27 protein-coding genes, 1 pseudogene and 1 riboswitch are annotated in these 23533 nt (G+C 52.5%); of the genes and pseudogenes, 25 read left to right on the forward strand and 3 right to left on the reverse strand.

Annotation, left to right across the window (positions count from 1 at the left end; all coding sequences use genetic code 11):
• The first annotated feature begins 308 nt into the window (after nucleotides 1–308).
• Nucleotides 309–701, forward strand: a complete 393-nt coding sequence (locus tag ACE6ED_RS24365; protein WP_410830027.1) for a hypothetical protein — start codon at nucleotides 309–311, stop codon at nucleotides 699–701.
• A gap of 107 nt (nucleotides 702–808) precedes the next feature.
• Here the strand turns inward: ACE6ED_RS24365 and ACE6ED_RS24370 are convergent, their stop codons facing one another.
• On the reverse strand, nucleotides 809–1333 hold the full coding sequence (locus tag ACE6ED_RS24370) for a hypothetical protein (RefSeq protein WP_410830028.1): 525 nt from the start codon (nucleotides 1331–1333) through the stop codon (nucleotides 809–811).
• A 211-nt stretch (nucleotides 1334–1544) separates the two neighbouring features.
• Here ACE6ED_RS24370 and ACE6ED_RS24375 point away from each other — a divergent pair, with 211 nt between their 5' ends.
• The 11 genes and pseudogenes from ACE6ED_RS24375 (at nucleotide 1545) to rsmI (ending at nucleotide 9826) form a co-directional block, all read left to right on the forward strand.
• Nucleotides 1545–1730 carry a sigma factor G inhibitor Gin gene (locus ACE6ED_RS24375; protein WP_410830029.1) on the forward strand — a complete coding sequence of 62 codons (186 nt, stop codon included), beginning with the start codon at nucleotides 1545–1547 and terminating at the stop codon, nucleotides 1728–1730.
• Nucleotides 1731–1960: 230 nt separating this feature from the next.
• Nucleotides 1961–3166 (forward strand): annotated as a pseudogene (locus ACE6ED_RS24380) (aminotransferase class I/II-fold pyridoxal phosphate-dependent enzyme); the annotation flags it as partial.
• Nucleotides 3167–3259: 93 nt separating this feature from the next.
• Nucleotides 3260–3934, forward strand: coding sequence for an Orn/Lys/Arg family decarboxylase (locus ACE6ED_RS24385; RefSeq protein WP_410830087.1), 675 nt, complete (start codon nucleotides 3260–3262; stop codon nucleotides 3932–3934).
• Between the two features lies 1 nt (nucleotide 3935).
• Complete coding sequence (tmk, locus tag ACE6ED_RS24390) at nucleotides 3936–4577, forward strand: dTMP kinase (RefSeq protein ID WP_410830030.1); 642 nt, start codon at nucleotides 3936–3938, stop codon at nucleotides 4575–4577.
• 81 nt (nucleotides 4578–4658) lie between these two features.
• Nucleotides 4659–4988: a cyclic-di-AMP receptor gene (locus ACE6ED_RS24395; protein ID WP_410830031.1), complete on the forward strand. Its 330-nt coding sequence runs from the start codon at nucleotides 4659–4661 to the stop codon at nucleotides 4986–4988.
• Between the two features lie 136 nt (nucleotides 4989–5124).
• Nucleotides 5125–5568, forward strand: a complete 444-nt coding sequence (locus ACE6ED_RS24400) for a YaaR family protein (RefSeq protein ID WP_410830032.1) — start codon at nucleotides 5125–5127, stop codon at nucleotides 5566–5568.
• An 87-nt stretch (nucleotides 5569–5655) separates the two neighbouring features.
• Complete coding sequence (holB, locus tag ACE6ED_RS24405) at nucleotides 5656–6630, forward strand: DNA polymerase III subunit delta' (protein WP_410830033.1); 975 nt, start codon at nucleotides 5656–5658, stop codon at nucleotides 6628–6630.
• 255 nt (nucleotides 6631–6885) lie between these two features.
• Nucleotides 6886–7686, forward strand: coding sequence for a PSP1 domain-containing protein (locus ACE6ED_RS24410; RefSeq protein ID WP_410830034.1), 801 nt, complete (start codon nucleotides 6886–6888; stop codon nucleotides 7684–7686).
• A 27-nt stretch (nucleotides 7687–7713) separates the two neighbouring features.
• Nucleotides 7714–8082, forward strand: a complete 369-nt coding sequence (yabA, locus tag ACE6ED_RS24415; RefSeq protein WP_410830035.1) for a DNA replication initiation control protein YabA — start codon at nucleotides 7714–7716, stop codon at nucleotides 8080–8082.
• A 71-nt stretch (nucleotides 8083–8153) separates the two neighbouring features.
• Nucleotides 8154–8930: a tRNA1(Val) (adenine(37)-N6)-methyltransferase gene (locus tag ACE6ED_RS24420; RefSeq protein ID WP_410830036.1), complete on the forward strand. Its 777-nt coding sequence runs from the start codon at nucleotides 8154–8156 to the stop codon at nucleotides 8928–8930.
• The gene (gene rsmI, locus ACE6ED_RS24425) at nucleotides 8927–9826 is read left to right on the forward strand and encodes a 16S rRNA (cytidine(1402)-2'-O)-methyltransferase (RefSeq protein WP_410830037.1); all 900 of its coding nucleotides are present in this window, start codon (nucleotides 8927–8929) and stop codon (nucleotides 9824–9826) included. Before ACE6ED_RS24420 ends, rsmI begins: the two co-directional genes overlap by 4 nt.
• Nucleotides 9827–9981: 155 nt before the next feature.
• On the opposite strand, the gene ACE6ED_RS24430 is transcribed toward rsmI, so the two are convergent.
• Nucleotides 9982–10236: an AbrB/MazE/SpoVT family DNA-binding domain-containing protein gene (locus ACE6ED_RS24430; RefSeq protein ID WP_410830038.1), complete on the reverse strand. Its 255-nt coding sequence runs from the start codon at nucleotides 10234–10236 to the stop codon at nucleotides 9982–9984.
• A gap of 287 nt (nucleotides 10237–10523) precedes the next feature.
• On the opposite strand from ACE6ED_RS24430, the gene ACE6ED_RS24435 reads away from it, so the two are divergent.
• The 13 genes from ACE6ED_RS24435 (at nucleotide 10524) to ACE6ED_RS24495 (ending at nucleotide 23150) form a co-directional block, all read left to right on the forward strand.
• Entirely contained in the window at nucleotides 10524–11810 is a 1287-nt protein-coding gene (locus ACE6ED_RS24435) for an HD domain-containing protein (protein ID WP_410830039.1), read from the forward strand.
• 52 nt (nucleotides 11811–11862) lie between these two features.
• The gene (locus ACE6ED_RS24440) at nucleotides 11863–12633 is read left to right on the forward strand and encodes a TatD family hydrolase (protein WP_410830040.1); all 771 of its coding nucleotides are present in this window, start codon (nucleotides 11863–11865) and stop codon (nucleotides 12631–12633) included.
• 194 nt (nucleotides 12634–12827) lie between these two features.
• A riboswitch (cyclic di-AMP (ydaO/yuaA leader) is annotated at nucleotides 12828–13055 on the forward strand.
• Between the two features lie 283 nt (nucleotides 13056–13338).
• On the forward strand, nucleotides 13339–14502 hold the full coding sequence (locus ACE6ED_RS24445) for a ubiquitin-like domain-containing protein (protein ID WP_410830041.1): 1164 nt from the start codon (nucleotides 13339–13341) through the stop codon (nucleotides 14500–14502).
• A 228-nt stretch (nucleotides 14503–14730) separates the two neighbouring features.
• The gene (gene rnmV / locus ACE6ED_RS24450) at nucleotides 14731–15282 is read left to right on the forward strand and encodes a ribonuclease M5 (protein ID WP_410830042.1); all 552 of its coding nucleotides are present in this window, start codon (nucleotides 14731–14733) and stop codon (nucleotides 15280–15282) included.
• Nucleotides 15279–16163: a 16S rRNA (adenine(1518)-N(6)/adenine(1519)-N(6))-dimethyltransferase RsmA gene (rsmA, locus tag ACE6ED_RS24455; RefSeq protein WP_410830043.1), complete on the forward strand. Its 885-nt coding sequence runs from the start codon at nucleotides 15279–15281 to the stop codon at nucleotides 16161–16163. Before rnmV ends, rsmA begins: the two co-directional genes overlap by 4 nt.
• A 133-nt stretch (nucleotides 16164–16296) precedes the next feature.
• The gene (gene yabG / locus ACE6ED_RS24460) at nucleotides 16297–17244 is read left to right on the forward strand and encodes a sporulation peptidase YabG (RefSeq protein WP_410830044.1); all 948 of its coding nucleotides are present in this window, start codon (nucleotides 16297–16299) and stop codon (nucleotides 17242–17244) included.
• A gap of 171 nt (nucleotides 17245–17415) precedes the next feature.
• Nucleotides 17416–17691 carry a biofilm formation stimulator Veg gene (gene veg, locus ACE6ED_RS24465; protein ID WP_410830045.1) on the forward strand — a complete coding sequence of 92 codons (276 nt, stop codon included), beginning with the start codon at nucleotides 17416–17418 and terminating at the stop codon, nucleotides 17689–17691.
• 188 nt (nucleotides 17692–17879) lie between these two features.
• Nucleotides 17880–18062 carry a small, acid-soluble spore protein, alpha/beta type gene (locus ACE6ED_RS24470; RefSeq protein WP_410830046.1) on the forward strand — a complete coding sequence of 61 codons (183 nt, stop codon included), beginning with the start codon at nucleotides 17880–17882 and terminating at the stop codon, nucleotides 18060–18062.
• A 231-nt stretch (nucleotides 18063–18293) separates the two neighbouring features.
• Nucleotides 18294–19148, forward strand: coding sequence for a 4-(cytidine 5'-diphospho)-2-C-methyl-D-erythritol kinase (gene ispE, locus ACE6ED_RS24475; RefSeq protein WP_410830047.1), 855 nt, complete (start codon nucleotides 18294–18296; stop codon nucleotides 19146–19148).
• A gap of 74 nt (nucleotides 19149–19222) precedes the next feature.
• The gene (gene purR / locus ACE6ED_RS24480; protein ID WP_410830048.1) at nucleotides 19223–20050 is read left to right on the forward strand and encodes a pur operon repressor; all 828 of its coding nucleotides are present in this window, start codon (nucleotides 19223–19225) and stop codon (nucleotides 20048–20050) included.
• Between the two features lie 187 nt (nucleotides 20051–20237).
• On the forward strand, nucleotides 20238–20522 hold the full coding sequence (gene spoVG / locus ACE6ED_RS24485) for a septation regulator SpoVG (RefSeq protein WP_019914489.1): 285 nt from the start codon (nucleotides 20238–20240) through the stop codon (nucleotides 20520–20522).
• Nucleotides 20523–20742: 220 nt separating this feature from the next.
• Nucleotides 20743–22146, forward strand: a complete 1404-nt coding sequence (gene glmU / locus ACE6ED_RS24490; protein ID WP_410830049.1) for a bifunctional UDP-N-acetylglucosamine diphosphorylase/glucosamine-1-phosphate N-acetyltransferase GlmU — start codon at nucleotides 20743–20745, stop codon at nucleotides 22144–22146.
• Between the two features lie 50 nt (nucleotides 22147–22196).
• Entirely contained in the window at nucleotides 22197–23150 is a 954-nt protein-coding gene (locus ACE6ED_RS24495) for a ribose-phosphate diphosphokinase (RefSeq protein WP_410830050.1), read from the forward strand.
• Nucleotides 23151–23228: 78 nt separating this feature from the next.
• Here the strand turns inward: ACE6ED_RS24495 and ACE6ED_RS24500 are convergent, their stop codons facing one another.
• Nucleotides 23229–23429: a hypothetical protein gene (locus ACE6ED_RS24500; RefSeq protein ID WP_410830051.1), complete on the reverse strand. Its 201-nt coding sequence runs from the start codon at nucleotides 23427–23429 to the stop codon at nucleotides 23229–23231.
• Nucleotides 23430–23533: the final 104 nt, after the last annotated feature.

Genomic DNA, 23533 nt, shown 5'->3' on the forward strand with positions numbered 1-23533 from the left:
AATTCCGGCGGTGGTTTTTTTGTGTTTTGTTTGGATGCTTACGAAGTATTAGGAAGCTGTTTATTAGGTTCCTTTTTTGCGCAAAGAGGAAAACTAAGGGAAGGTCCATCGTCGGAAAAAGGAACAGAAATGGCTTACATAGCACTTATCTGGGTAACATTTTTGTTACCGACATGATTCTATGAACAAGTATAATAGAAAAGTGCAATTAACAAGCGAGACCTTAATACGAATGAACTACTGCCAAACCGCATACAAGGAAATGAATTGCGTCTTAAGAAGCAGGCAGAGTAAGGAGGATTTAAGGGATGAAATATAGCGTGATGTGGACGCTTATAATAATATGTCTCTCCGTTGGTCTGCTCTCTGGATGTGGAACCACAAAGGAGCCTACCTGGGAATCGTTTGAAGGTGCGCTTAACGAAAAAAGTTTCCCTGTTCCAAAGGAAGCGAATTCCCCGGATCGTGCCACGGCTAATGCTGCGTTGGATTATGTACAATACTCCCTGCCAGGCCTTAGAGAGAAGGATAGTATTCCACAGCCTTATCTCGATACGATCAAAGCATGGGGTTGGAAAGAGCAGGAGGCCGATGAGGATAACGGTTCCCGTATTTTCGAAAAAGATGATGCGGTGGTCCATTTGGCTATTCATGATGATTATTTTGTCGTAATGGTTCCTAAAGATAAAAAGAACTCGTAACTCCTATTGTTCATCTACCCGATATGAACTCATCAAAACAACCGCCTTCTCTAAAAGAGGGCGGTTTTTGTTACAGCTTATTCTTTTTCAGCAGCAGAGGATGTAAGTTACTGTGCGTAGTAGGAGGCATCGGCCGGATTAAGCTTGAGCATTCCGTCTTTTTGCAGACCGCGCAGCCGCAGCATCACATACAGTCTGGGAAGAAGTAACCACAGATGCCACACAGTAAGCGATACAGTAAACGCAGGCGGAGACCATAAAATAAAAACGGCCGAGATACACAAACCAATCCAGAAATTATGTAGAAGTACTTTGCGGAAGATCCGGCAGCTGACGTATTGATCCGTTAAATAACCAATCCACGGAATTCGAAAAAGCACGCGCCATCGTTTGGCCAGCGGATACCCGGAAATCAGCAGTACCGACCGTGATATCACATACTGGATCCAGAACATAACCGGAGCCGCCAACAAAAAATAAAGGATGCTATAAGGCGAGATAAAGCCAGTCTCCGCAATAAGGCATAGTATGGGCAGCGCAATGAAGATACGCGTCATGTATAGGGGCCAATTGATTTTTTTAAGAAGCTTGTACTGATAAAAGGTAGCCGCTCCTGCAATATTTGATTCCATACAAAAAACGCCGACCTCCTTCATTCGTCTCTTGATCCTAATATCGGCGGCTAACCCCGTTTTTGTTACGGCTTGGGGACATTCACCTTTGGGCAGGGGCCTGAATATAAATGTAACAGAACCGGGCACCTATGTAAAAAGACTATGAAAGGGTTTAAAATAATAGAAGCTGTCCAATACTGTTCTTAAAAGAGTCAAGGTGGGATGCTAAATGGAAGAACAGGCCGGTCAAACTTGTATTATCTGCGGAGAGACGAAGGCGGAAGGCATTCGAATTGTCTCGCATTTTATCTGTGAGGATTGCGAAGCGGAGATGGTGCGGACGGAAGCGGAAGACGACAAGTACCGCTTTTTTATCGGACGCATGAAACAGATCAGCTTACAGAAAAACGCTTGAGCCGGAAGGAAGGCGCAGCAGGTGCCCGTGCGTCGTACCGGTTGGACGTAAAAGAAGGAAGGCAACCAAAGATTAAAAGGTTGAGATGGGGGGAGTGAACGGTTTCTGCATACAAGCGGAGGCCGTTTTGCTTTCTATGCGATTCCTACTATGCTGCAAGCAAGAAACATAGGCGAAGGGGGGGAATTACGATACAATAGAGGATGAGCCTAAAATGAAAGGGTATGTAAATGAAGAACGTACGGGCACCGATTTATGAAATGCTGGAACACTATATACAGACCTCCAACGCTTCCTTTCATGTTCCCGGACATAAAAATGGGGCGGCTTACGGTGCAGGTGAAGAAGCGGGATTTTTGGCAGAGGTCATGCGGGCCGATGTGACGGAGATTTCGGGGACGGATGATCTTCACCATCCGGAAGGGGTGATCAGGGAAGCGCAAGAGCTGGCGGCAGACTGCTTTGGTGCGGAGGAGAGCTTTTTGCTGGTAGGGGGAAGTACATCGGGAAATTTGGCATTGATTCTGACTGTATGTGCTGAACCGGGCGCAGTGCTTCTGCTGCAGAGAAACGTTCACAAATCCGTGTTGCACGGGCTGATGCTCGCAGGAGCCAGAGCCGTGTTCCTGGAGCCGGCATACGATAAAAGCAGCGGCCTTCCCGTTATCCCTCGTCTTGCGGATATTGAACAGGCGCTTAACGCCTACCCGGAAGCGGCGGGACTGCTGCTGACCCTGCCTAATTACTATGGAATGGGAACCGGTTTGGCGGAGATCGCGGAAGCTTGCCACCAAAGAGGTGTGCCTTTACTGGTTGATGAGGCGCATGGCGCGCATTACGGCCTGCATCCTGAACTGCCGAAAAGTGCATTATCATATGGAGCGGACGGCGTAGTACAGTCCACGCATAAAATGCTGTCCGCCCTCACTATGGGGGCCATGCTGCATGTGCAGGGGCCGCTCATCGGCCGCGCCGTGCTGCGCCAGCGGCTGGCGATGATCCAGAGCTCGAGTCCATCCTACCCGGTGATGGCCTCTCTGGACCTGGCCCGGCGACTGGTGCACAGCCGGGGCCCCGAGGCCTTCACGGCGGGGCTGGCCGCCGTGAAGCAGGTCCGGCGCGGGCTCGCCGAGCTCCCGCGCTACGGGCTGCTGCAGCCGCCTCCGGCCGGGCGGCTGCCAGACGGCGCGGCTGCCTCGCGCCGCGCCACCCCGCCGCCGCCGCACAGCGAGGCGGCGTACACCACGCAGGACCCCTTCAAAGTCGTCATTTATGACGCCGCCGGGGTCCTGAACGGCTTCGAGCTGCAGCGCAGGCTCGAAGCGAGGGGCTGCGTGCCGGAGATGAGCGACGACCGGCACGTGGTGCTGCTGTTCAGCCTTGGATCGACGGCTGAAGATGCAGGGCGGCTGCTCGCGGCCCTGCGGGATATCGACGCGAGCGAACCAGCGCCTCTGTCTGCGCTCGACCTGGCACCTCGGCCTGCGGCCGCAGTTCTTGCGGATCAAAGCGGCAATGGGCAGCCGGAGGTGGCTGAAGCCGCAGGGGAAGTTGGATGGCCAGATGAACCCGATGGCCTTGATGGCCTTGATGGCCCTGATGGCCTTGATGGCCTTGATGGCCTTGATGGCCTTGATGGCCTTGATGGCCTTGATGGCCTTGATGGCCCTGATGGCCTTGATGGCCCTGATGGCCTCGACGGCCCTAATGGCTTTGACGGCCCTGATAGCCCTGATGGCCTCGACGGCCCTAATGGCTTTGACGGCCCTAATGGCCCCGATGGCCTTGACGGTCCCGATGGCCTTGATAGCCCTGTTGACTACGAAGGGCGAGGCCATTCAACTAGACCCGATGCATCAAGTGGATCATGCGAAGTCCAATCCACTCCCCCCCTCCACGTTTCCACGTGGAACATTCCGGTAGGTTCTACGGTATCCGAACCGGTACAGTTCACACTTCGGCCGCTGCGGGATAATGAACGGGAAAGCATCCCTTTGGAGCAAGCGGAAGGGAGGATGGCTGCCGAAATGGTCATTCCGTACCCGCCGGGCATACCGGCTTTGTATCCGGGAGAGCCCATTCGCCCGGAAGTGCGGGACCGTTTAGCGGTGCTGGCGAGGGACGGAGCCAAGTTTCAGGGAACGGCCGATCCGGCCTTACACACCATCACAGTCTACAGAAACAAGAAAGGCGGAGAAGCGTAACGTGAGACGGGAAGGAATTTTTATTACTCTTGAGGGGGGCGACGGTTCGGGAAAAACCACCCTCATCGGGAGATTGGCCGCTTTCCTGCAAAACCGTTCCATGCCTTATCTGGTGACCCGGGAACCGGGAGGAATCGAGATAGCGGAAAAAATCCGGGAGATTATCCTGAATCCGGCGCATACGGCGATGGATGCGCGGACCGAAGCGCTGCTGTACGCTGCAGCCCGCAGCCAGCATCTGGCGGAGAAGGTGGAGCCGGCTCTGCGGGAAGGTCTGACTGTGCTGTGCGACCGGTTTGTCGACAGCAGTCTCGTTTATCAAGGTGTAGGAAGAGGACTTGGCATGGAGGAAGTCTGGAGTATCAACCAGTTTGCCACCGGCGGCCTGAAGCCCGATTTAACCTTTTACCTGGATATAGAACCGGAAGTCGGGATGGCCCGGATTGAGGCAAACGGTAACCGCGAGGTGAACCGGCTGGATATGGAGAGTCTTACCTTCCATCGGAAAGTAAGGGAGGCGTATCTACGCATTGCGGAAGAGAACCCCGAGCGTATCATTATCATCGATGCCAACCGGCCTATCGCCGTAGTGGAACGGGATATCGTCCGGATGCTGGAAAACCGGATTTTGCAGGATTTATGACACCTTTTGTCTAATATATAAGTAAGCACGATGCAATACGCGCTTGTTTCAATAGAAAACCAAATGTAGGAGGGATAGCTCATGAAGCTGATCATCGCCATTATCCAGGATAAGGACAGCAACCGATTATCCGGCGAGCTGGTCAAGGCCAACTTCCGTGCAACCAAACTGGCAAGTACGGGCGGGTTTCTGCGGGCCGGCAATACGACCTTTTTGATCGGGGTAGACGATACCCAGATTGAAGCGGTGCTTGCCGTCATCCGGAACAGCTGTAAAGTGCGCGAGCAGCTGGTGACTCCGGTCACTCCAATGAGCGGAACAACCGATTCCTATTTGCCGCTTCCGGTTGAAGTCCAAGTAGGCGGCGCTACAGTGTTTGTACTGCCGGTCGACCGCTTCGAGCATTATTAAAAGGGAAGACGGCGCCGCGGCGGGATACGGCGGTTTACTCCGCCCTGCTGCGCCCGGCAAGAAGGAGGAAAAGCGCAGGCTTTTCCTCCTTCAGCCACGTGTCGTCACAAATTGTTTGAAAGGAGGGAGTTGTCCTGTGAAAATCAATCCGGGCTACAGACCTCTGAAACCTGAGCTTTCCGTTACCGAAGGCCCCAGCAAACCCATCCAGCAAAAATCGTTCTCCGACCTGTTTCAACAGCACGGGGAGCAGGCTACGAAGGACGAGCTGACCCGCCAGATTAAGGAGATTCACTTACAGGGCGAACGTCTGTCCAAATCGATGACGATCCGGGAACTCAGTATTTACCGGACGCTGGTCAAACGGTTTTTGGAAGAGACAGCACGCCGCGGAGTCACCTTGAAGGATACAAAGGGATGGGACCGCCGCGGACGCGGCAAACGGTACAAGCTGCTGGAGGAAATCGACAGCGCGCTGCTGTCGCTTGCGGATGAACTGCTGGACAGCGAACAGGGCCGAATTGACCTGTTGGCTAAGGTGGGCGAAATCCGGGGGATTTTGATTAATTTATCGTTCTAGTACAGCCGTGGCCCTTTCATTAGGAGGGCGGACGAGTTGGGCTTTATGTCAGATATAAGCTAAGCGCAAGGCGTTATGGAGGGTAATATGCCTTTTGATGATATTCTGGGACAGGAGCGGGCCAAGTCCATGCTGCGCAGCGCGCTTGACCATGACAGCGTCAGTCACGCTTATTTATTCAGCGGGCCTGCGGGCAGCGGACAAATGCGGACGGCGCTAACCTTTGCTTCGGCTATCTTTTGTACAGAGCGCAAAGATGACGCCTGCGGGACATGCCTGGAATGCCGGAAGGTGGAGCATGGCAACCATCCGGATTTGCAGGTAGTCGTTCCTGATGGCGCAAGCATCAAGATCGATCAGATCCGTGAACTGCAGCGGATATTTTCCTATCGCTCGGAAGGCCGTCATCCAAAGGTATACATTATCGATCAAGCCGACAAAATGACGGTGCAGGCAGCCAACAGTCTCCTGAAATTCCTGGAGGAGCCGCCGGCTCCGGCCGTCGCCATTCTGATCGCAGACAACGGCGGCTCACTGCTCCCGACGATTCAGTCGCGGACGCAGCGTATTCCTTTTTCAGCAGTTCCGATGGACCTGATGCTTCAGGCGCTGGCCGATGAAGGAGTCCCGGCTCCGCTGGCCCGGTGCGCGGTATCGCTTGCGTCGGGATTGGACGGATGCAGGGAGCTTTTGGAGCAGAATTGGTTTGCAGAAATGAGAAACCTAGTGTTACAATTAGCGAAGGAGTCCTTGGGCAGGGGCAGCTCCGCGGTGGCGACCGCTGGACAACGGCTGCTCAAATCGGGACTTGCCGAACACATGGACACGCTGTTCAGTTTGTTTCACTTATGGTTCAAAGACATGCTGTACTTCCAGCACCGAAGACATGAAAGCATCGTTTTTATAGATCAGTTGGAGGCTATTTCCAAGCTTGCTCCGCTGCGAATGCCTTCACAGTGGGTAGAGTATATGGATTTAGCGGCCGAAAGCAGCCGCAAGCTGCGTTTTCATATGAATCCCCAGCTATGTCTGGAGCAGTTCCTAATCCGCTTGGAAGCTTGAGTTTCCGGCGGCGCAAATGTTCATATAGATGGCATGCTTGGACTGGGCTCAACAGCCCGGGAACAGTGTGCCAAGACACGAAGGCCCGCAAGAGCGCGGGCCGTTTTATAGCATATAGAGAGCAACATGAGTCCTCCGGATGTCGCTCCCGTAGAAGATTTATTAGGCAGCGGGATGGAAAAGGCAGGCATCAGAACCATAATGAAGCGAACCTGGCAGGTTTCCTTTACCGGCACACAAGGGGGTAAATGGTTTTTGTACAGCGTAATCGGTGTCCGCTTCAAAAAAGCGGGTAAAATATATTACTTCGATCCTTTGGACCTTCCCGTGGAACGGGATCAATGCGTGATTGTGGAAACAGCGCGCGGGGTCGAATACGGAAAAGTGGTTGTCGGCAAGAAGCAGGTTCAAGAAAGTGATGTGGTCCTGCCGCTCAAGAAGGTGATGCGAATCGCTGGAGAGGCGGATGCACGGGTCGTAGACGAGAACAAACAGGCGGCGAAGGACGCATTCACCACCTGTCTGAATAAAATCCGCGATCATGGTCTAAAAATGAAGCTGGTGGACGTGGAATTTACGTTTGACCGCAACAAGATCATCTTTTATTTTACCGCGGAGGGCCGGGTGGATTTCCGCGAGCTGGTGAAGGATTTGGCCAGCATTTTCCGCACCCGGATTGAACTGCGCCAGATCGGCGTTCGCGACGAAGCGAAGATGCTCGGCGGGCTTGGACCCTGCGGGCGCGTGCTCTGCTGCTCGTCCTGGCTGGGCGATTTTGAACCGGTATCGATCAAGATGGCCAAAGACCAGAACCTTTCGCTGAATCCGACGAAGATTTCCGGATTATGCGGCCGGCTCATGTGCTGTCTGAAATTTGAGCATGATAACTACGAAAGTGTCAAAGAAGAAATGCCGGCGGTTGGCAAAATGGTGGTTACATCGCTTGGCGACGGCAAAGTCGTCGGCATCAACGCCGGTAACCGTACGGTTCACGTGCAGCTGTTCGAGGTGGGCAAAGTCAAGGAGCTTCCAATGGATGATGTAGTCGTCAAGTAAACCATAAGGTTACTTCGGGGTGGAATCTTGGAAAAGAAAAATATTTTTGCGCACATTCAGGATATGGAAGAACAAGTAGAGCGGCTTCGGGCCAATCTTGGAGAATGGGAACAGACGGTGAAGGAGTTAATGGAAACCAATCAGCGTCTGACTCTGGAGAATGAACAGCTGAGGAAAATATTGATTCGCGAAGCTCCTGCCGATCAGGATAAGACGGAGGAGACGGAAGCTGCGGCTCCGGAAGAACAAGGGAATGAAGAGAAGGAAGTAGTGGGGGAAGGATACGATAATCTTGCCCGTCTATATCACGAAGGCTTCCATATCTGTAACTTGTATTTCGGGCACTTGCGCACCGAAGGCGACTGCCTGTTCTGCCTGTCATTTCTCAATAAATAAGGATATTCAGCCGTAGGAGCTTGCGCCTACGGTTTTTTTTGAAGTGATTCTATCGTAGGAGTCTGAACAAGATGAATTCAAATGAACAACATGCGGTGCCGCTGCTGCCTGCCGAACGGGTTGACGATTTGTTGACTCATGATCTGCGGATTATCCAGAGCGACGAAGTATTTAGTTTTTCCATGGACGCTGTTCTGCTTGCCCGGTTTGCCGGGATTCCGCCTCGCGGAAGGGTGCTGGATTTGTGTACAGGTAATGGTGTGATTCCCATTCTGCTTACCACCCGGACGCAGGCGTCAATTGAAGGAGTGGAGATCCAGCCACGGCTGGCAGATATGGCTAAACGAAGCGTCAAACTGAACAGCCTGGAGGAACGGGTCCACATTCATGAAGGCGATTTAAGAGAACTGCATCATTCGGTAGGGTATGGGCAGTTTGATGCGATCACGGTAAATCCGCCCTATATGCCGCTGAATGGAAGCGACATTAAGCTGAATACGCATCAGGCCATGGCCCGTCATGAACTGGGCTGCACGCTGGAGGAGGTCATTCAGGCCTGCGTCCGTCTGGTGAGAACGGGCGGAAAAGTCAGCATGGTGCATAAGCCGCAGCGGCTCGTAGATATTATAAGCCTGATGAGAAAGCACCGTCTGGAGCCCAAAAGCATCCGGTTTGTGCATCCCCGTGCTCACTTGGAGGCGAATATGGTGCTGATTGAAGCGGCACGCGACGGCAAACCCGAGGTTCGTTTGCAGCCCCCGCTGATCGTATATAATGAAGATAATCAATACTGCCCCGAGATTATGGACATCTACTACGGGCCTGGAGAGGGTAGAACAAGAACATGAGCTTATCAAGACAAAGCAGCTTTCAGGATCAGGAGAAAAAAAGCACGGGCAGTCTGTACCTGGTAGCTACACCGATCGGCAACCTGGAGGATATCACTTACCGGGCTGTGCGGATGCTCCGGGAGTGCGAGATTATTGCTGCCGAGGATACCCGGCAGACCCGGAAGCTGCTGAGCCATTACGAAATTTCGCCGGCGATGCTGTTCAGCTATCATGAGCACAATAAGGCCGCAAGCGGGCCTGAACTGATCCGCTATATAATAGAAGGAAAAAATTTAGCGCTCGTCAGCGATGCAGGTTTGCCGGCCATTTCAGACCCCGGGGCGGATCTCGTGGCACTGGCCGCAGCCGAAGGAATTCCGGTGATTCCTGTTCCTGGAGCCAACGCCGCTTTGTCCGCACTGATTGCTTCGGGGCTTTCTACCGATACGTTTACCTTTGTCGGATTTCTTCCCCGGGACCGCAAGGAGATACTTGCACGTTTAGCAGGTCTGCGGATGTCTCAGGGAACGCTGCTGTTTTATGAGTCTCCGCACCGGGTAGTCCGTACACTCGAAATCATGCAGGAGGCTTTTGGCGACCGGCGTGTCGTATTGGCCCGGGAACTGACGAAACGCTATGAAGAATTTGTCCGCGGTACGCTGCAGGAATGTCTGGTTTGGTTGGAAGAGCATCCTCCGATGGGGGAGTATGTCATTGTTTTGGAGGGAGAGAGCAGAGAGGCTGTGCAGCTGGCGGAATCAGCATGGTGGCAGGAACTGACGCTCGAGGAACATGTCGCCAAATATGAGGAAGAAGGAATGCCGCGCAAAGAAGCATTGAAACGGACGGCTGCCGATCGCGGCGTATCCAAACGGGATATATACAATGCGCTGCTGCCCAAATCTGACATGTAACGGAAGATTTAGCTGACAGGAATGGCGACAAAAAGTAAGCGGGCAGCCGGAATAACAATAATTGGGCAAAAAAAAGACCTCCCGGGCGGGGAGGCAAGGAGATATAAAAAGGTTAGAATTAACAATTTGGATAAATCTATTATACCTTATCTTTGTTAATTTGTCACAGGGGTTGGGATGGTGGAGATGCAGTCCAGACACACAATTTTTCCCTTGAAGTACGTTACATTCTCGGCATTGCCGCAGAAAATGCAGGCGGGTTCGTATTTTTTGAGCATGATGCGTTCTCCGTCCACGTAAATTTCAAGCGCATCCTTCTCTCCAATACCAAGCGTGCGGCGCAATTCGATCGGAATGACAACCCGTCCCAGTTCGTCGACTTTTCTTACAATGCCCGTTGATTTCATCATAACAATCGCTGCTCCTCTCAAATACTTACCATGGTTCCTATTAGTCATTATTCGACAATGTTCACCGTTTTATGATATTTATAATACCAACCATTCCCAAAACAGTCAACCTACTTTTGAGCGAATTTTAAGTTTTTTTCTAATATTTATAGTTAAAATGTCAAAAAAGCGCACCTATTTATCTAAAAAGTGGGAGAAACAGGAGATTAAATTGTAAAACGTTATATCGACACGTTTCGACATAATAAAACATATGACGCCAAAAAACACAGAAGGAGTTGAGCAGAGTGGTCCATAAACCCTTAAGCGAAGAAAAAGTATTTAAAGATCCGGTACATAATTATATCCATGTGCAGGACAGCCTGATTTGGCGTTTGATCAATACAAGGGAATTTCAGCGGCTCCGCCGGATCAGGCAGCTGGGAACCTCGTATTTGACGTTCCACGGCGCAGAGCACAGCCGGTTCTCCCATTCCCTTGGTGTATATGAGATCACACGGCGCATTATTTCCCAGTTTGAGCGCGGAAATTATGGCGGTTGGCTGCCGGAGGAGAAGCTGCTGACGCTGTGCGCCGCCCTGCTGCACGATTTGGGCCACGGTCCGTTTTCCCACTCTATAGAAGAAGCTTTTGAAATGCACCATGAAGACTGGACGTGCCGGATTATTTTGGAGGACACGGAAATTAACCGGATTCTGTGTGAAGTTAGCCCCGAGTTTCCGGAAAAAGTAGCTTCGGTAATAAAGAAAACCTATGAGCATGACATCGTGGTAAATCTTGTTTCCGGACCGCTGGATGCCGACCGGATGGACTACTTGCTGCGCGATGCCTATTATACCGGCGTTAACTATGGAACCATAGATGTCGACCGTATTTTGCGGGTGCTTCGTCCGCATGACGGCCGGGTTGTGGTCAAGGAATCTGGCATGCACGCTGTGGAAGATTATTTGATGTCACGTTATCAAATGTACTGGCAGGTCTATTTTCACCCCGTCACCCGGAGTTCGGAAATCATTTTACGGCAAATTTTCAGACGGGCAAAAGAGCTGTTTCAGGAAGGATATGCATTCAGCTTTATGATGGAACCGCTGACGCACCTGTTTAAGGGAACCGTAGACGTGGAACAGTATCTGCAGCTGGACGAGGCGCTTGTTCAGACAGCATTTATGCAGTGGACGAAGGAGCAGGATGAGCTGCTGAGCCAGCTGTGCTGCCGTTTCATTCATCGCAGGCTGTATAAATATGTAGAGATGGAAAGTCTGGATCTGGAAACAATTGATGATATCCGCCGCAGTTTTGCCGAAGCGGGGTTACATCCGTATTACGACCTTGAAATTGACTTTCCGACCGATCTTCCTTATGATGTGTTCCGGCCGGGCGAAGCTTTTCATGGCAAGCAAATTCTGCTGCTCGACCGTCAGGACAGGCTCAGGGAAATTTCCGAGGTGTCGGATATCGTCCGCTCCATCAGCGGGATTCACCGGGGCAGGTACCATTTATATTTTCCGGAGGACAAGCTTAGGAAGGCTCTTCCGCAGCTTCCCGAATCCATTACCCGGCTGTTCGGCAAATAAAACAATTTGGTTAAAATTTATGCATAAATAACCGGACTGGAGGAATAGAATTATGGCTTTATTTGACACTCACACCCACCTTGATGCCCCGCAATTCGACGAGGACCGGGAAGAAGTGATTAACCGCGCTTTTGAGGCTGGTGTAAATAAAATGATCAATGTCGGATTTAATCGGGAGACGATCCCGTCAACGATGAGGCTTGCCGAATCGTACGCGAATATTTATGCAGCAGTAGGATGGCACCCGCAAGATGCGGTCACCATGGAAGACGGGGATTTGGACTGGATTGCTTCGCTTTGCGCTCATCCGAAGGTCGTGGCAATCGGTGAAATTGGCCTTGATTACTATTGGGACACTTCCCCAAAAGACATTCAGCAGCGGGTTTTCCGCCAGCAAATCGGATTGGCCCGGGAGCTGAAGATGCCGATCGTCATTCACAACCGTGATGCACATGAGGATGTGGTCAAAATTTTGCGGGAAGAAAAAGCGCAGGAAGTGGGAGGCGTCATGCATTCGTTTTCGGGGAGCTGGGAAACGGCAAAAATGTGCCTGGATCTTGGTTTTCACCTCTCCTTTGGCGGACCGGTCACCTTCAAGAATGCCAAACAGCCAAAAGAGGTGCTCGCCAAGACACCGATGGACCGTCTGCTGATCGAAACCGATGCGCCTTACCTGACTCCGCACCCTTTCCGGGGCAAGCGAAATGAGAGTGCGCACGTGAAGCTGGTGGCCGAAGCGGCGGCGGAAATAAAAGGATTAAACTGGGAAGAATTGGCCGAAATCACTTATACGAACGCGCTGGAACGATTTGGGATTCGTTGAAATCGGGAGAAAAACCGTTGAAAAAAAGAGCTTGGCCGATGTATTAAAGTTTTTTAATCAAGAAATCGAGGAATATTACAAATTTTTAACCATATATTTAGATAAACGTGGTTGAAGCCCGCTTTACAAGATGCATCAAAACAGGATATCATCTTTTCAGTGCAATGAGCTGTTTATATGACAGCCATTGATCATGGATCGTCTCGCTGAGTCCCCTTAACCGGGGAACGGGGGAACCGGTATTGTCTGCCGTATAAGCGTACATAACGTACACCTGGTGTATTGCAGGCCGTATTCTGATTCTTTATGTGGTCTTTGGGGTGAATTCAAGGGCAACCGCCATGAGCGGGTGACCGGAGATAGGGCGACTCTCTTTCGTCCGAACCCGACAGCTAACCCCGTAAGCGCAAGTAAGAGAGGAAACCTCGTGCATGACACTTCCGAGCATTCAAGCGTCGTCAGAAGCCACGAAAGAGTCCTCCTATTCAGAACTCTTTTTAGGCTTCTTTCTTTTTGAGTAATCGGAGGCTGCCTTGGACACTGTTATATAACAGCTATCCATGGCCATTGCCGGGCAGGCGATTTGTGAGCAGGAGCGCGTCGTTATTCCAGACGTTTTTCCTGTGTCAATCTTGATAGCTGCGTCAGGGCCGAGCTTCATCCGGCTGCAGTGGCGACGGGGCTATTGTAAGGAGGATGGATAGAATGGGCGTATTCCAACCAGAGATCTCCCATGAATCACCAACATCCAGCGTGTCCTACGATTTAGGTTTAAGGTGGAAGCAATTGAATTGGCGTGTGCTATCGGTTACAGGCGTTCTTTCGATTGCCATTGCCCTGCTTATCCTGCTGTATGTAGATCTGCAGAGCAGCAAACAAATCACTTTAGTCATAGACGGCAAGGCACAGACGCTTGAAACCCGCGAGTCGCTGCTTGGCGACCTGCTGTCCAAGGAACAAATTCCGCTCCAGCCGCATGATAAGATATCCATGGCTATGGACGGATCGTTATCCGACGGAGACCGGATTGCCATCGTCCGGGCACGCAGCTTCAGCATTACCGTTGACGGCAAGACTGAACAGCTGCACACGACAGAAAACACCGTCGGCGAAGCAATTAGCAAACTGGGCTACAGTCTGAAAGGCCATGACAAAATTTTTCCTTCGTTACACACTCCGATAACCGCCGGCATGGAGGTAAAGATTGTCCGCATTAACAAACAGGTTGTACAGCGGACGAAAAGCTTGCCTTTCCGTGTCATCAAGACGGCGGATCCCACCCTGCTCAAGGGCAAGACCAAGGTAACACAGGCAGGCGTACCGGGCGTTATGATCCAGCATATCGAAAAAGTCTATCAGGACGGCGAGCTGGCATCCATGCGCATGATCGGTAAAGAGGTCAAAACAGCAACCAAAGATAAAGTAATTGCCGTTGGAACCAAACCGCTTCCTAAGCCTGTTGTCGTCAAGGCCGCTGCCGCTACTCAAGCCAAAGCCAAAGCTACAGCAACCAAAGCAAAATTCAGCAAAACTGTCCGCAAAGCGGGAGTTGATTTTGAGTACAAACGCATGATCAAAAACGTGTCCATGACAGCTTACTCTTCACAAGAGCCGGGTATTGGCACCCGTACCGCATCAGGCACACGTGTAACGGAAGGGCGCACCATTGCGGTGGATCCCAAAGTGATTCCGATCGGCTGGTGGGTGTACATTGAAGGCCTTGGATTCCGTCGTGCCGAAGATACCGGCGGCGCCATCAAAGGCAACAAAATCGATGTATACTACGATTCGCTCAGCCATGCTCTAAACTTCGGACGTAAATCACGTACCGTGTATGTGATTGGTCCGTCGAAGCCGGAGCTGAACTAAACGGCCGTTTTGCAAAAAACGCCGGAATGGGCTATAGTATAGGGAGTTAAACGGAATATCCTGTAATTTGGTGATACCTGAGCGGGCGCTCATCACTCTTATACATTCTTTACCCAAAAGAAGGGGCGTGTCCTCTTCTTTTTGGCGTTATACCGATTGTTTTTGCCTTTACCGTATAGTTGTTAACGGGATACATATTTCCTGCAGGAGGAAAGGAAGAATAGGATTATGATCAAGGAACTTATTGTCGTGGAGGGGAAAAGTGATACGGTCGCTGTGAAGCGGGCGGTTGACGCCGACACCATCGAGACCGGAGGATCGGCCGTTAACCGGTCTGTCATCGCCAAGATTGCCCTGGCGGCCGAGCGGCGCGGCGTCATCATATTAACCGACCCCGACCATGCAGGCGAACGGATCCGCAAGATCGTATCGTCCAAAGTTCCAGGCTGCAAGCATGCTTTTATCCCGGAGCGGGATGCAACGCGCAAAGGCGATATCGGAGTGGAAAATGCTTCACCGGAAGCGATCCGGCATGCTCTTAAGCATGTGCATACCTCGTTTGAGGGCAACCCGCCGGTCATTGAGATCGGCGATCTTATGGAAGCCGGGCTGCTGGTGCATGAGCGGGCCGCAGAACGCCGTATGGCGCTCGGCAATCTGCTTGGTATCGGCTACTGCAACGGGAAGCAGCTGTATAAGAGACTGGCGATGTTCGGCATCACGAGAGAGGAATTTGCGGGCGCGGTCGCCCGAATCGAGCAGGAGGGCGGCGGAGTATGAACGGCAGAGAGGATATCGCCTCGCCGAGGCGAACGAAGGAAATTATTAACCGGCACGGCTTTTCGTTCAAGAAGAGCCTGGGACAGAATTTTTTGATCGATCAGAATATTTTGGACAAAATTGTAGGTGCAGCCGAGCTTGACGGCTCAACGGGAGCGCTGGAAATCGGTCCAGGCATCGGCGCGCTTACGGAACGTCTGGCAGAGGCCGCAGGAGCGGTCACCGCTGTTGAGATTGACCAGCGTCTCATTCCGATCCTGGAGGAAGTGCTGGCACATCATCCGCACGTAAAGGTGCGGCATGCCGACGTGCTGAAGGTGAATCTGCCGGAGCTGTTCAAGGAGGATTTTGCCGGCGTGGACAAGGTCAGCGTAGTGGCGAACCTCCCATATTATTTAACAACCCCTATTCTGATGAAGCTGCTGGAGGACAAGCTGCCTCTGCGGCACATTGTGGTGATGATTCAAAAGGAGGTTGCCGAACGTATGGCGGCTGCGCCAGGAGGAAAAGAATACGGCAGCCTCAGCATCGCCGTCCAATATTACAGTGAGCCGGAAATCATCTGTACGGTTCCGCATACGGTTTTTATTCCGCAGCCTAATGTCGATTCCGCGGTGATCCGATTGAAAATCCGCGAGCGTCCCGCCGTGGAAGTGGCGGACGAACAGCACTTTTTTGAAGTTGTACAGGCTTCTTTCACACAGCGGCGCAAGACGATCGCCAACAATCTGAAGGCCCGGTTCTTCCCCAAAGAGGGCCGGGAGCGCCTGGAAGCCCTGCTGGCGGATGCGGGGATTGATCCGGTTCGCCGGGGAGAGACGCTGAGTCTGGAGGAATATGCAAGACTAAGTGATGTTTTGCTGGCGGCAGGCGTAAGCTAAGCTGTGAAAGACTTGGGATGTGAGTATAAGGCCGTAAGGGCGGCCTAACGTCCGCTGGAATACCGGCGAACTCCAATCCCGGATGAACCAACCGGAGCATTTGCCCATACATTGGGGTAGAGGTGATGTTCTGATGAACCTGGGAGATTTGGTCGTCCGAAAATCGTACGGCGGGGATGTAACGTTCCGAGTGGAGCAAATGCTGCAGAATCAGGCCATCATTAAAGGGACTGAATTCCGGCTGCTGGCTGACGCCCCCTTGGACGACCTGATGCAGGTGCCCCCGCTTCGGATGACAGAACGCGGACAGCGGGCACAGATTAAAGCCAGACAATCGTTGTCCCAAATCCGGAAGGAACGGCAGGAAATAAGCGAACGCAGCCTGGCCCAGCTGTGGAAGGATATCCAGCCGGAGAATGATCCGCTAGGAGGCGGGACCGGCGGGTTGTGGAATCAGCCGTCCAAGGATAAGGCCTATTTTGAAGTGCCGGGAAAGGTGCTGCATCTGGACGGGGACCCGGCTTATCTCAATAAAAGTCTGAATCTGTATGGACAGCTGCGCATCCCCGCCGAAGGCCATCATGTCCGGGAAAGCGAAATGGCCGACGCCTTGTTTCGCCTGCTTCCCCGGGTACGCCCGAATATTGTGGTGATTACCGGTCATGACGGTGTGCTCAAACGGCCTCAGCCATATGACTTATACAGTTTGAGCAGCTATAAAAATTCGCAGAATTTTGTGGCGGCGGTCCGGACGGCGCGTGAGTATGAACGGAATTTTGATGCGCTGACGATTGTGGCGGGGGCCTGCCAGTCGCACTTTGAGGCGCTGCTTCAGGCGGGGGCAAACTTTTCCAGCTCGCCGGGGCGTATTTTGATTCATGCCCTCGATCCGGTCTATGTTGCGGCCAAAGCTGCGCTCACCTCAATCCGGGAAACGGTGAATTTAAGCGACATTTTGCAGCATACGATTAGCGGCGCCCAGGGTGTGGGGGGGATTGAGACACGAGGCAGCTACCGGATCGGAATGCCGGGGCTGCAAAATTTGTCCACGCTCAAAGTAACGCCTTCCGTGATCGGATGAGATACGGTGACAAACGACAGAGAGGACTCCGCCAGGGGTCCTTTTTGTATGGAAAGGGTACGCAAAAAAGTCGTTGACAACAACCATCTGATTCCACTATAATTATTTGTTTGTTTGACATTTAGTTAAATACGCGGTATAATGGACAAGGAAAGAGGTGGTCGTCAGGCAATGGCTAATAACGCGCTGTTGGAAATTAAACGCAGTCTCGAAGCACACGTAGGTCACAAGATTACCCTCCGTGCGAACGGGGGCCGTCGCAAGACTGTCGAACGCACCGGTGTCCTGGAAGAAACGTACCCTTCTGTCTTTATTGTGAAGCTGGATCAGGAGCAGCAGACATTCAAACGCGTCTCCTACAGCTACGCCGACATTTTGACTGAATCCGTGGAAATCACGGTATGTGAAGATGAAGGGCAAATGAAGATCACGTATATCAAATCTTAGCAGTTCAGTTCTTGAGCGGCCTTCCTGCGGGGAGGCCGCTTTGCTATTCTTTTAACAACGGAACAATAAAATTAAATTCGGATATAGGGGCGGAGTCCGGTACACAAAAGAGGTGTATGTTTGACCGCCGGGCTAAGCATACTAAGGGTGTACCCATATTTTCATTTTTGTCCAAGGAGGTCAACGTGGTGAGCCGAAGAAGACGGAGCATGATGTCGGAGGAACTGAAGACGGAGCTTGCGAAGGAACTTGGCTTCTACGATACCGTGGAGCGTGAAGGCTGGGGCGGCATTCGGGCCAAGGATGCGGGGAACATGGTGAAGCGGGCGATTCAGCTGGCTGAACAGGCTGCCCGTAGCTCCAAGTTGTAGCGTAAGCTGCACGGGGGCCCGGTCCTCTGCCGGCGTAAGCCTTACGTCTTGAAGCAGAAGAAGGATGAGACCGGCCGGGGGCCTGTTTCATCCTTCTGTTTTATCCAAAGGTAAAAGCACGGCGTAATCGGCGTATCTCCGTGTCAGGATAAGGAATGGACTTCATATCGAGATTTTTTTATAATATGTTAAGTTGTTTTTGAGGGGAAAAGTGAGAAATGGGTGAACGCCGTGAAAAGATATGAGAAAGCGCCGGCCAAAATTAATCTGATGCTGGATGTGCTGCACAAACGTCCGGACGGATTTCACGAAGTCGAAATGATTATGACAATGGTGGACCTGGCCGACCGGCTGGAGCTGTCCGAGCTGCCCAGGGATACCATTATTATAACTAGCCAGGCAGGATATATTCCCCTGGATGAAAAAAATCTGGCGTTCCAGGCAGCCAGGCTGATTAAGGACCGGTATGGAGTTCGCCGAGGCGTACATATTCACCTGGACAAACATATTCCGGTAGCGGCGGGATTGGCCGGTGGCAGCAGCGACGCGGCTGCGGCTTTGCGGGGGCTGAATGCCCTCTGGGAGCTTGGCATCCCGCAGGAGGAGCTTCTGCAGCTTGGAGCGGAGCTTGGTTCGGATGTGCCCTTCTGCATAACCGGAGGTACAGCGCTTGCAACAGGCCGGGGAGAGAAGCTGACCCCGATCGCCAATCCGCCTCAATGCTGGGTGGTGCTAGCCAAACCGCCGATCAACGTATCCACCGCTGAGGTGTACGGTAGACTCCGCAGCAGCCGTATCGCAAAACATCCGTCCTCCGCGGCAATGCGGGCGGCAATCGAAGCCGGAGACTTCGGGGCGGTCTGCGGGTTGCTGGGCAACGTGCTGGAAGAGGTGACGCTCCCCATGCATCCGGAGGTCCGCCGGATTAAAGAGACGATGGAAAAGTTGGGGGCGGACGGCGTGTTGATGTCGGGCAGCGGACCGACTGTGTTCGGCCTCGTTCAGAAGCAATCCAAGGTGGCCCGGATTTATAACGGACTCCGGGGCTTTTGTAAGGAAGTTTATGCGGTTCGCCTGCTGACATGAACGGGCATCTTGTGTAAAGCCGTACAAAAGTGATATATTTTTGTATAATATTCGGTTTTGGCGAGGAGTAGCCCGTGAAAAAACTAAAAAGAAGTCAGCGTTTGGTAGATATGACCCAATTTCTGCTGGAAAAGCCGCATGCGCTGCTGCCGCTGGCCACGTTTGCGGAACGGTACGGATCGGCCAAGTCTTCCATCAGTGAGGATTTAGCTATTATCAAGGAAGTATTTGAAGGCGAGGGCATCGGCGACCTGCAGACTTTGGCGGGAGCCGCCGGCGGCGTGCGGTTTATTCCAAGAATTCCGAAAGAAGCGGCGCTGGAGTTCATTACCGGTTTGTGCGGACAGCTGGAGGACAGCGACCGGATTTTGCCTGGCGGTTATTTATATATGTCGGATCTGCTGGGCCTGCCGTCATTGATGGAAAAAGCCGGTCAGATTATCGCCACGGCGTTCCACGGCGTGGACATTGACGTCGTCATGACGGTGGAAACGAAGGGGATCCCTCTCGCTTATGCCACCGCGTCCCAACTCGGGCTTCCGGTTGTTCTTGTCCGCAGGGACCATCAGGTTACGGAGGGTTCGGCCGTCAGTATCAACTACGTCTCGGGTTCCCACAAAAGCATCCATACGATGTCCCTTTCCAGACGGGCGCTGAAAGAGAAGTCGAGAGTACTGATCGTGGACGACTTTATGAAGGCAGGGGGCACGGTTCGCGGCATGGTGGACCTGCTCGGCGAATTTAATGCGGTTGTCGCTGGCGTAGGCGTGCTCGTGGAATCCGGGGTTGTGGAGTGGGAGGAACGGCTGCTCCATGATTATGTGTCCTTGGTAAAGGTGTCCGAGGTCGATCCTAAAGAACGGCGGATCACGGCAAGCCCGGGCAATTATTTCGAAAATTAACCTCTGGCGGTGTTTGTCGAAATCTTGTGGAATCCACAAGAAAGAAAACGAAACTTGTCAGAAACCTCCGAACGAAAAAAAATTCTTGCCATACAGGTATTTTATGGAACAAAAAAGAAGGATTTTGGTTTGCTTGTGTGGAACTATACACCAAGTCTCTGATGGAAAAAGGTGGTGAACACACACAATGCAAATCACGGATGTCAGACTCCGCCGCGTCAACTCTGAGGGGAGAATGAAGGCAATCGCATCCATTACCATCGATAACGAGTTTGTTGTTCATGACATTCGCGTCATCGACGGCAATAACGGAATGTTCGTGGCTATGCCGAGCAAGCGTACACCGGACGGCGAATTCCGCGATATCGCGCACCCGATTTCTTCCGGCACACGCGAGAAGATCCAATCGGCGGTTCTGGCCGAGTATGATCGCGCCGCAACCGAAGAGGAAGTGATTGAGGAGGGTGCTTAATCTGACGGCAGCCGCCATTAGCGGCCCGCGGTCATACCGATATCGATATGCCCGAAGCAAATGCTCCGGTCCGCATACCGGTAACCGGGAGGGGCATCTATTCCCGCTTTTCTAATTGGGGTTCGAAGAAAAGGGAACCATCGTAAAGATGGTTCTCTTTTCTTTTTGCCTGGAATGAGATATATTCAGTAATGAGTTCAAGAGTAGGAGGTCGGCATTCTTGAAAAGAATGGCTGTAGTCCTTGCCGCAGGTCAGGGCAAACGTATGAAATCCAAATTATACAAAGTTCTTCACCCCGTTTGCGGGAAACCGATGGTGGGGCATGTATTGGATACAGTAAAAGCAACGGGCTGCGAACGCAGCATTGTTATCGTAGGCCATGGGGCAGAAGCCGTCCAGGCCTATTTGGGCGCTAAAGCGGAGTATGTGCTGCAGGAGCAGCAGCTGGGTACCGGACATGCGGTGCGCCAGGCCAAGGAGCTGCTTGGCGGCGAGCAAGGCACAACAATCGTTATTTGCGGCGATACGCCGCTTGTACTGCCGGAGACGCTGGAAGGCATGATGGCGCTGCACGAAGAACGCCAAGCCGCAGCAACCATTCTGACGGCGGTGATGGAGCAGCCTGCGGGCTACGGCCGGATTATCCGCGGCGAAGACGGCGGAGTGCGGAAGATTGTAGAGCAGAAAGACTGCTCGCCTGAAGAAGATCAGGTTCGCGAGATCAACACAGGCACCTATTGCTTTGACAACGCTAAGCTGTTTGCTGCGCTTGAGCGTGTGACCAACAGCAATGCGCAGGGCGAGTATTACTTGACGGATGTAATCGGTATTCTCCGTGAACAGAACGAAACCATCCTGGCTTACCAAACGACGGAAGAAGCCGAGTCCATCGGCATTAACGACCGTCTGGCGTTGTCCGAGGCGGAAAGTCTGATGCGGCAGAGAATCGCGCGCAGACATATGCTGGGCGGCGTAACGATTATCGATCCTGCTTCGACTTACATCGGCGCAGAGGTGACAATCGGAGCAGATACGGTCATTTACCCGGGAACCTCTCTTAAGGGGGCAACCGTTATTGGAGAGGATTGCAAGATTGGTCCTTCCAGCGATATTGAGGACAGCCGCGTAATGGACGGGGCGTGCGTGATGCATTCCGTACTGAAGCAGGCTGAGGTCGGCGCACGGACTTCCGTTGGGCCTTTTGCGTATTTGCGTCCGGACACGGTTCTTGGCGAGGATGTCAAGATCGGCGACTTCGTGGAAATCAAAAAAGCTTCAATCGGAGACGGCTCCAAAGTATCCCACTTAAGCTATATCGGCGACGCAACTGTAGGAAGAAATGTGAATATCGGATGCGGTGCGATCACCGTGAACTATGACGGGTATAATAAGGCAAAGACGGAAATTGAGGATGACGCCTTCATCGGCAGCAACGTCAATCTGATTGCACCCGTTAAAGTCGGTAAAGGCGGTTATGTCGTGGCGGGTTCCACCATCACCCATTCCGTTGCGGAGAACGATCTGGCTATTGCCAGAGTGCGGCAGGAGAACAAACCGGGCTACGCGGACAAAATCCGTTCGCGGGCCAAGGCGAAGAAAAACAATTCGAAGAATCCATCATAGAACGCGCCGGAATTGAAATTTAAAGAACCGTCACGGAGGGTTTGCATTTTATGACTTATCTTGATTCCAAATTAAAAATCTTCACCTGTAACTCCAACCCCAAGCTTGCTCATCAAATCGCCGACTATATCGGCATTCCGATGGGCGAATCGCATACGACCAGCTTCAGTGACGGAGAGATTCAGATCAAGTTGTCCGAGAGCGTGCGGGGCTGCCATGTCTATGTGGTGCAGTCCACCTGCGGCCCGGTCAACGACAACCTGATGGAGCTGTTGGTGATGGTGGATGCGCTGAAACGCGCGTCCGCCAAAAGCATCAACGTGGTTATCCCGTATTACGGTTATGCCCGCCAAGACCGCAAGGCGCGTTCGCGCGACCCGATCACGGCCAAGCTGGTGGCGAACCTGATCGAAAAAGCCGGGGCACACCGTGTGATTACGATGGACCTGCATGCCATGCAGATTCAGGGCTTTTTTGATATCCCGGTGGATCATCTGCTCGGCGTGCCGATTTTGGCCCAATATTTCCGCTCCAAGCAAATTGAGAATCCGGTTGTAGTGTCTCCCGACCACGGCGGAGTGGTCCGCGCCAGAAAGCTGGCTGATTTCCTGAATGCGCCGCTGGCCATTATCGACAAACGCCGCCCTGAACCGAATGTGAGCGAAGTGATGAACATTATCGGGAACATTGAGGGGAAGACGGCGATTCTGATCGACGACATCATCGATACCGCCGGAACGATCGTGCTGGGGGCCAACGCGCTGATGGAAGGCGGAGTAAAAGAGGTTTATGCCTGCTGTACGCATCCGGTATTGTCCGGACCGGCGCATGAACGTCTGGAGAACTCGCCGCTGAAGGAAGTTATCGTAACCGATACGATTCCGATCCGCAGCGAGAATCCGACCTCCAAGCTGAAGGTATTGTCCGTTGCTCCGCTGATGGGCGAAGCGATCATCCGTGTGCATGAGGAGCTGTCTATCAGCAAGCTGTTTGAAATCGAGTAAGCGTAAGACAGGCTATCCGGATCAGGGTTACTCCTTCCTAGAGAAGAGGTAACCCTTTGCCTGCGTGAAGCGGCCGGATCAATATCCCGGCCTGGAGACGAAGGTAAACCGGCTGCGGTTGTACAGCGTTCCTTGGAGTTCGGCGAAATGCGTGTCGACCGCGGTCAACAAACCGATATCCACATGGACGCCGTCACGGTATACCTCGACCGGTATCCCCTGCTCGATATGATACTGGAACTGACGATGGAGCGTAAGCACTTCGCCCGGGTCAAGCATCGCTACGATCACCTGTCTTCGTGTCTGGGATGGGGGGCGAAGCGATGGCCTGGCAGACCAGGAACCGCTTCTATATTGCTATTGTACCAAAATTGGGCGTCTCC

The sequence above is a fragment of the Paenibacillus nanchangensis genome, from assembly GCF_046543445.1.
GTDB classification, from domain to species: Bacteria; Bacillota; Bacilli; order Paenibacillales; family Paenibacillaceae; genus Paenibacillus_AQ; species Paenibacillus_AQ nanchangensis.

Coding starts and splice junctions, on each gene's coding strand:
- ACE6ED_RS24395 (WP_410830031.1), top strand. CDS start 4,659: ATGAAGCTGATCATCGCCATTATCCAGGATAAGGACAGCAACCGATTA.
- yabG (WP_410830044.1), top strand. CDS start 16,297: ATGAACCTGGGAGATTTGGTCGTCCGAAAATCGTACGGCGGGGATGTA.
- ACE6ED_RS24365 (WP_410830027.1), top strand. CDS start 309: ATGAAATATAGCGTGATGTGGACGCTTATAATAATATGTCTCTCCGTT.
- ACE6ED_RS24370 (WP_410830028.1), bottom strand. CDS start 1,333: ATGGAATCAAATATTGCAGGAGCGGCTACCTTTTATCAGTACAAGCTT.
- ACE6ED_RS24375 (WP_410830029.1), top strand. CDS start 1,545: ATGGAAGAACAGGCCGGTCAAACTTGTATTATCTGCGGAGAGACGAAG.
- rsmA (WP_410830043.1), top strand. CDS start 15,279: ATGAACGGCAGAGAGGATATCGCCTCGCCGAGGCGAACGAAGGAAATT.
- ACE6ED_RS24440 (WP_410830040.1), top strand. CDS start 11,863: ATGGCTTTATTTGACACTCACACCCACCTTGATGCCCCGCAATTCGAC.
- veg (WP_410830045.1), top strand. CDS start 17,416: ATGGCTAATAACGCGCTGTTGGAAATTAAACGCAGTCTCGAAGCACAC.
- ACE6ED_RS24500 (WP_410830051.1), bottom strand. CDS start 23,429: ATGCTTGACCCGGGCGAAGTGCTTACGCTCCATCGTCAGTTCCAGTAT.
- rsmI (WP_410830037.1), top strand. CDS start 8,927: ATGAGCTTATCAAGACAAAGCAGCTTTCAGGATCAGGAGAAAAAAAGC.
- ACE6ED_RS24430 (WP_410830038.1), bottom strand. CDS start 10,236: ATGATGAAATCAACGGGCATTGTAAGAAAAGTCGACGAACTGGGACGG.
- holB (WP_410830033.1), top strand. CDS start 5,656: ATGCCTTTTGATGATATTCTGGGACAGGAGCGGGCCAAGTCCATGCTG.
- ACE6ED_RS24445 (WP_410830041.1), top strand. CDS start 13,339: ATGGGCGTATTCCAACCAGAGATCTCCCATGAATCACCAACATCCAGC.
- ACE6ED_RS24495 (WP_410830050.1), top strand. CDS start 22,197: ATGACTTATCTTGATTCCAAATTAAAAATCTTCACCTGTAACTCCAAC.
- rnmV (WP_410830042.1), top strand. CDS start 14,731: ATGATCAAGGAACTTATTGTCGTGGAGGGGAAAAGTGATACGGTCGCT.
- spoVG (WP_019914489.1), top strand. CDS start 20,238: ATGCAAATCACGGATGTCAGACTCCGCCGCGTCAACTCTGAGGGGAGA.
- ACE6ED_RS24420 (WP_410830036.1), top strand. CDS start 8,154: ATGAATTCAAATGAACAACATGCGGTGCCGCTGCTGCCTGCCGAACGG.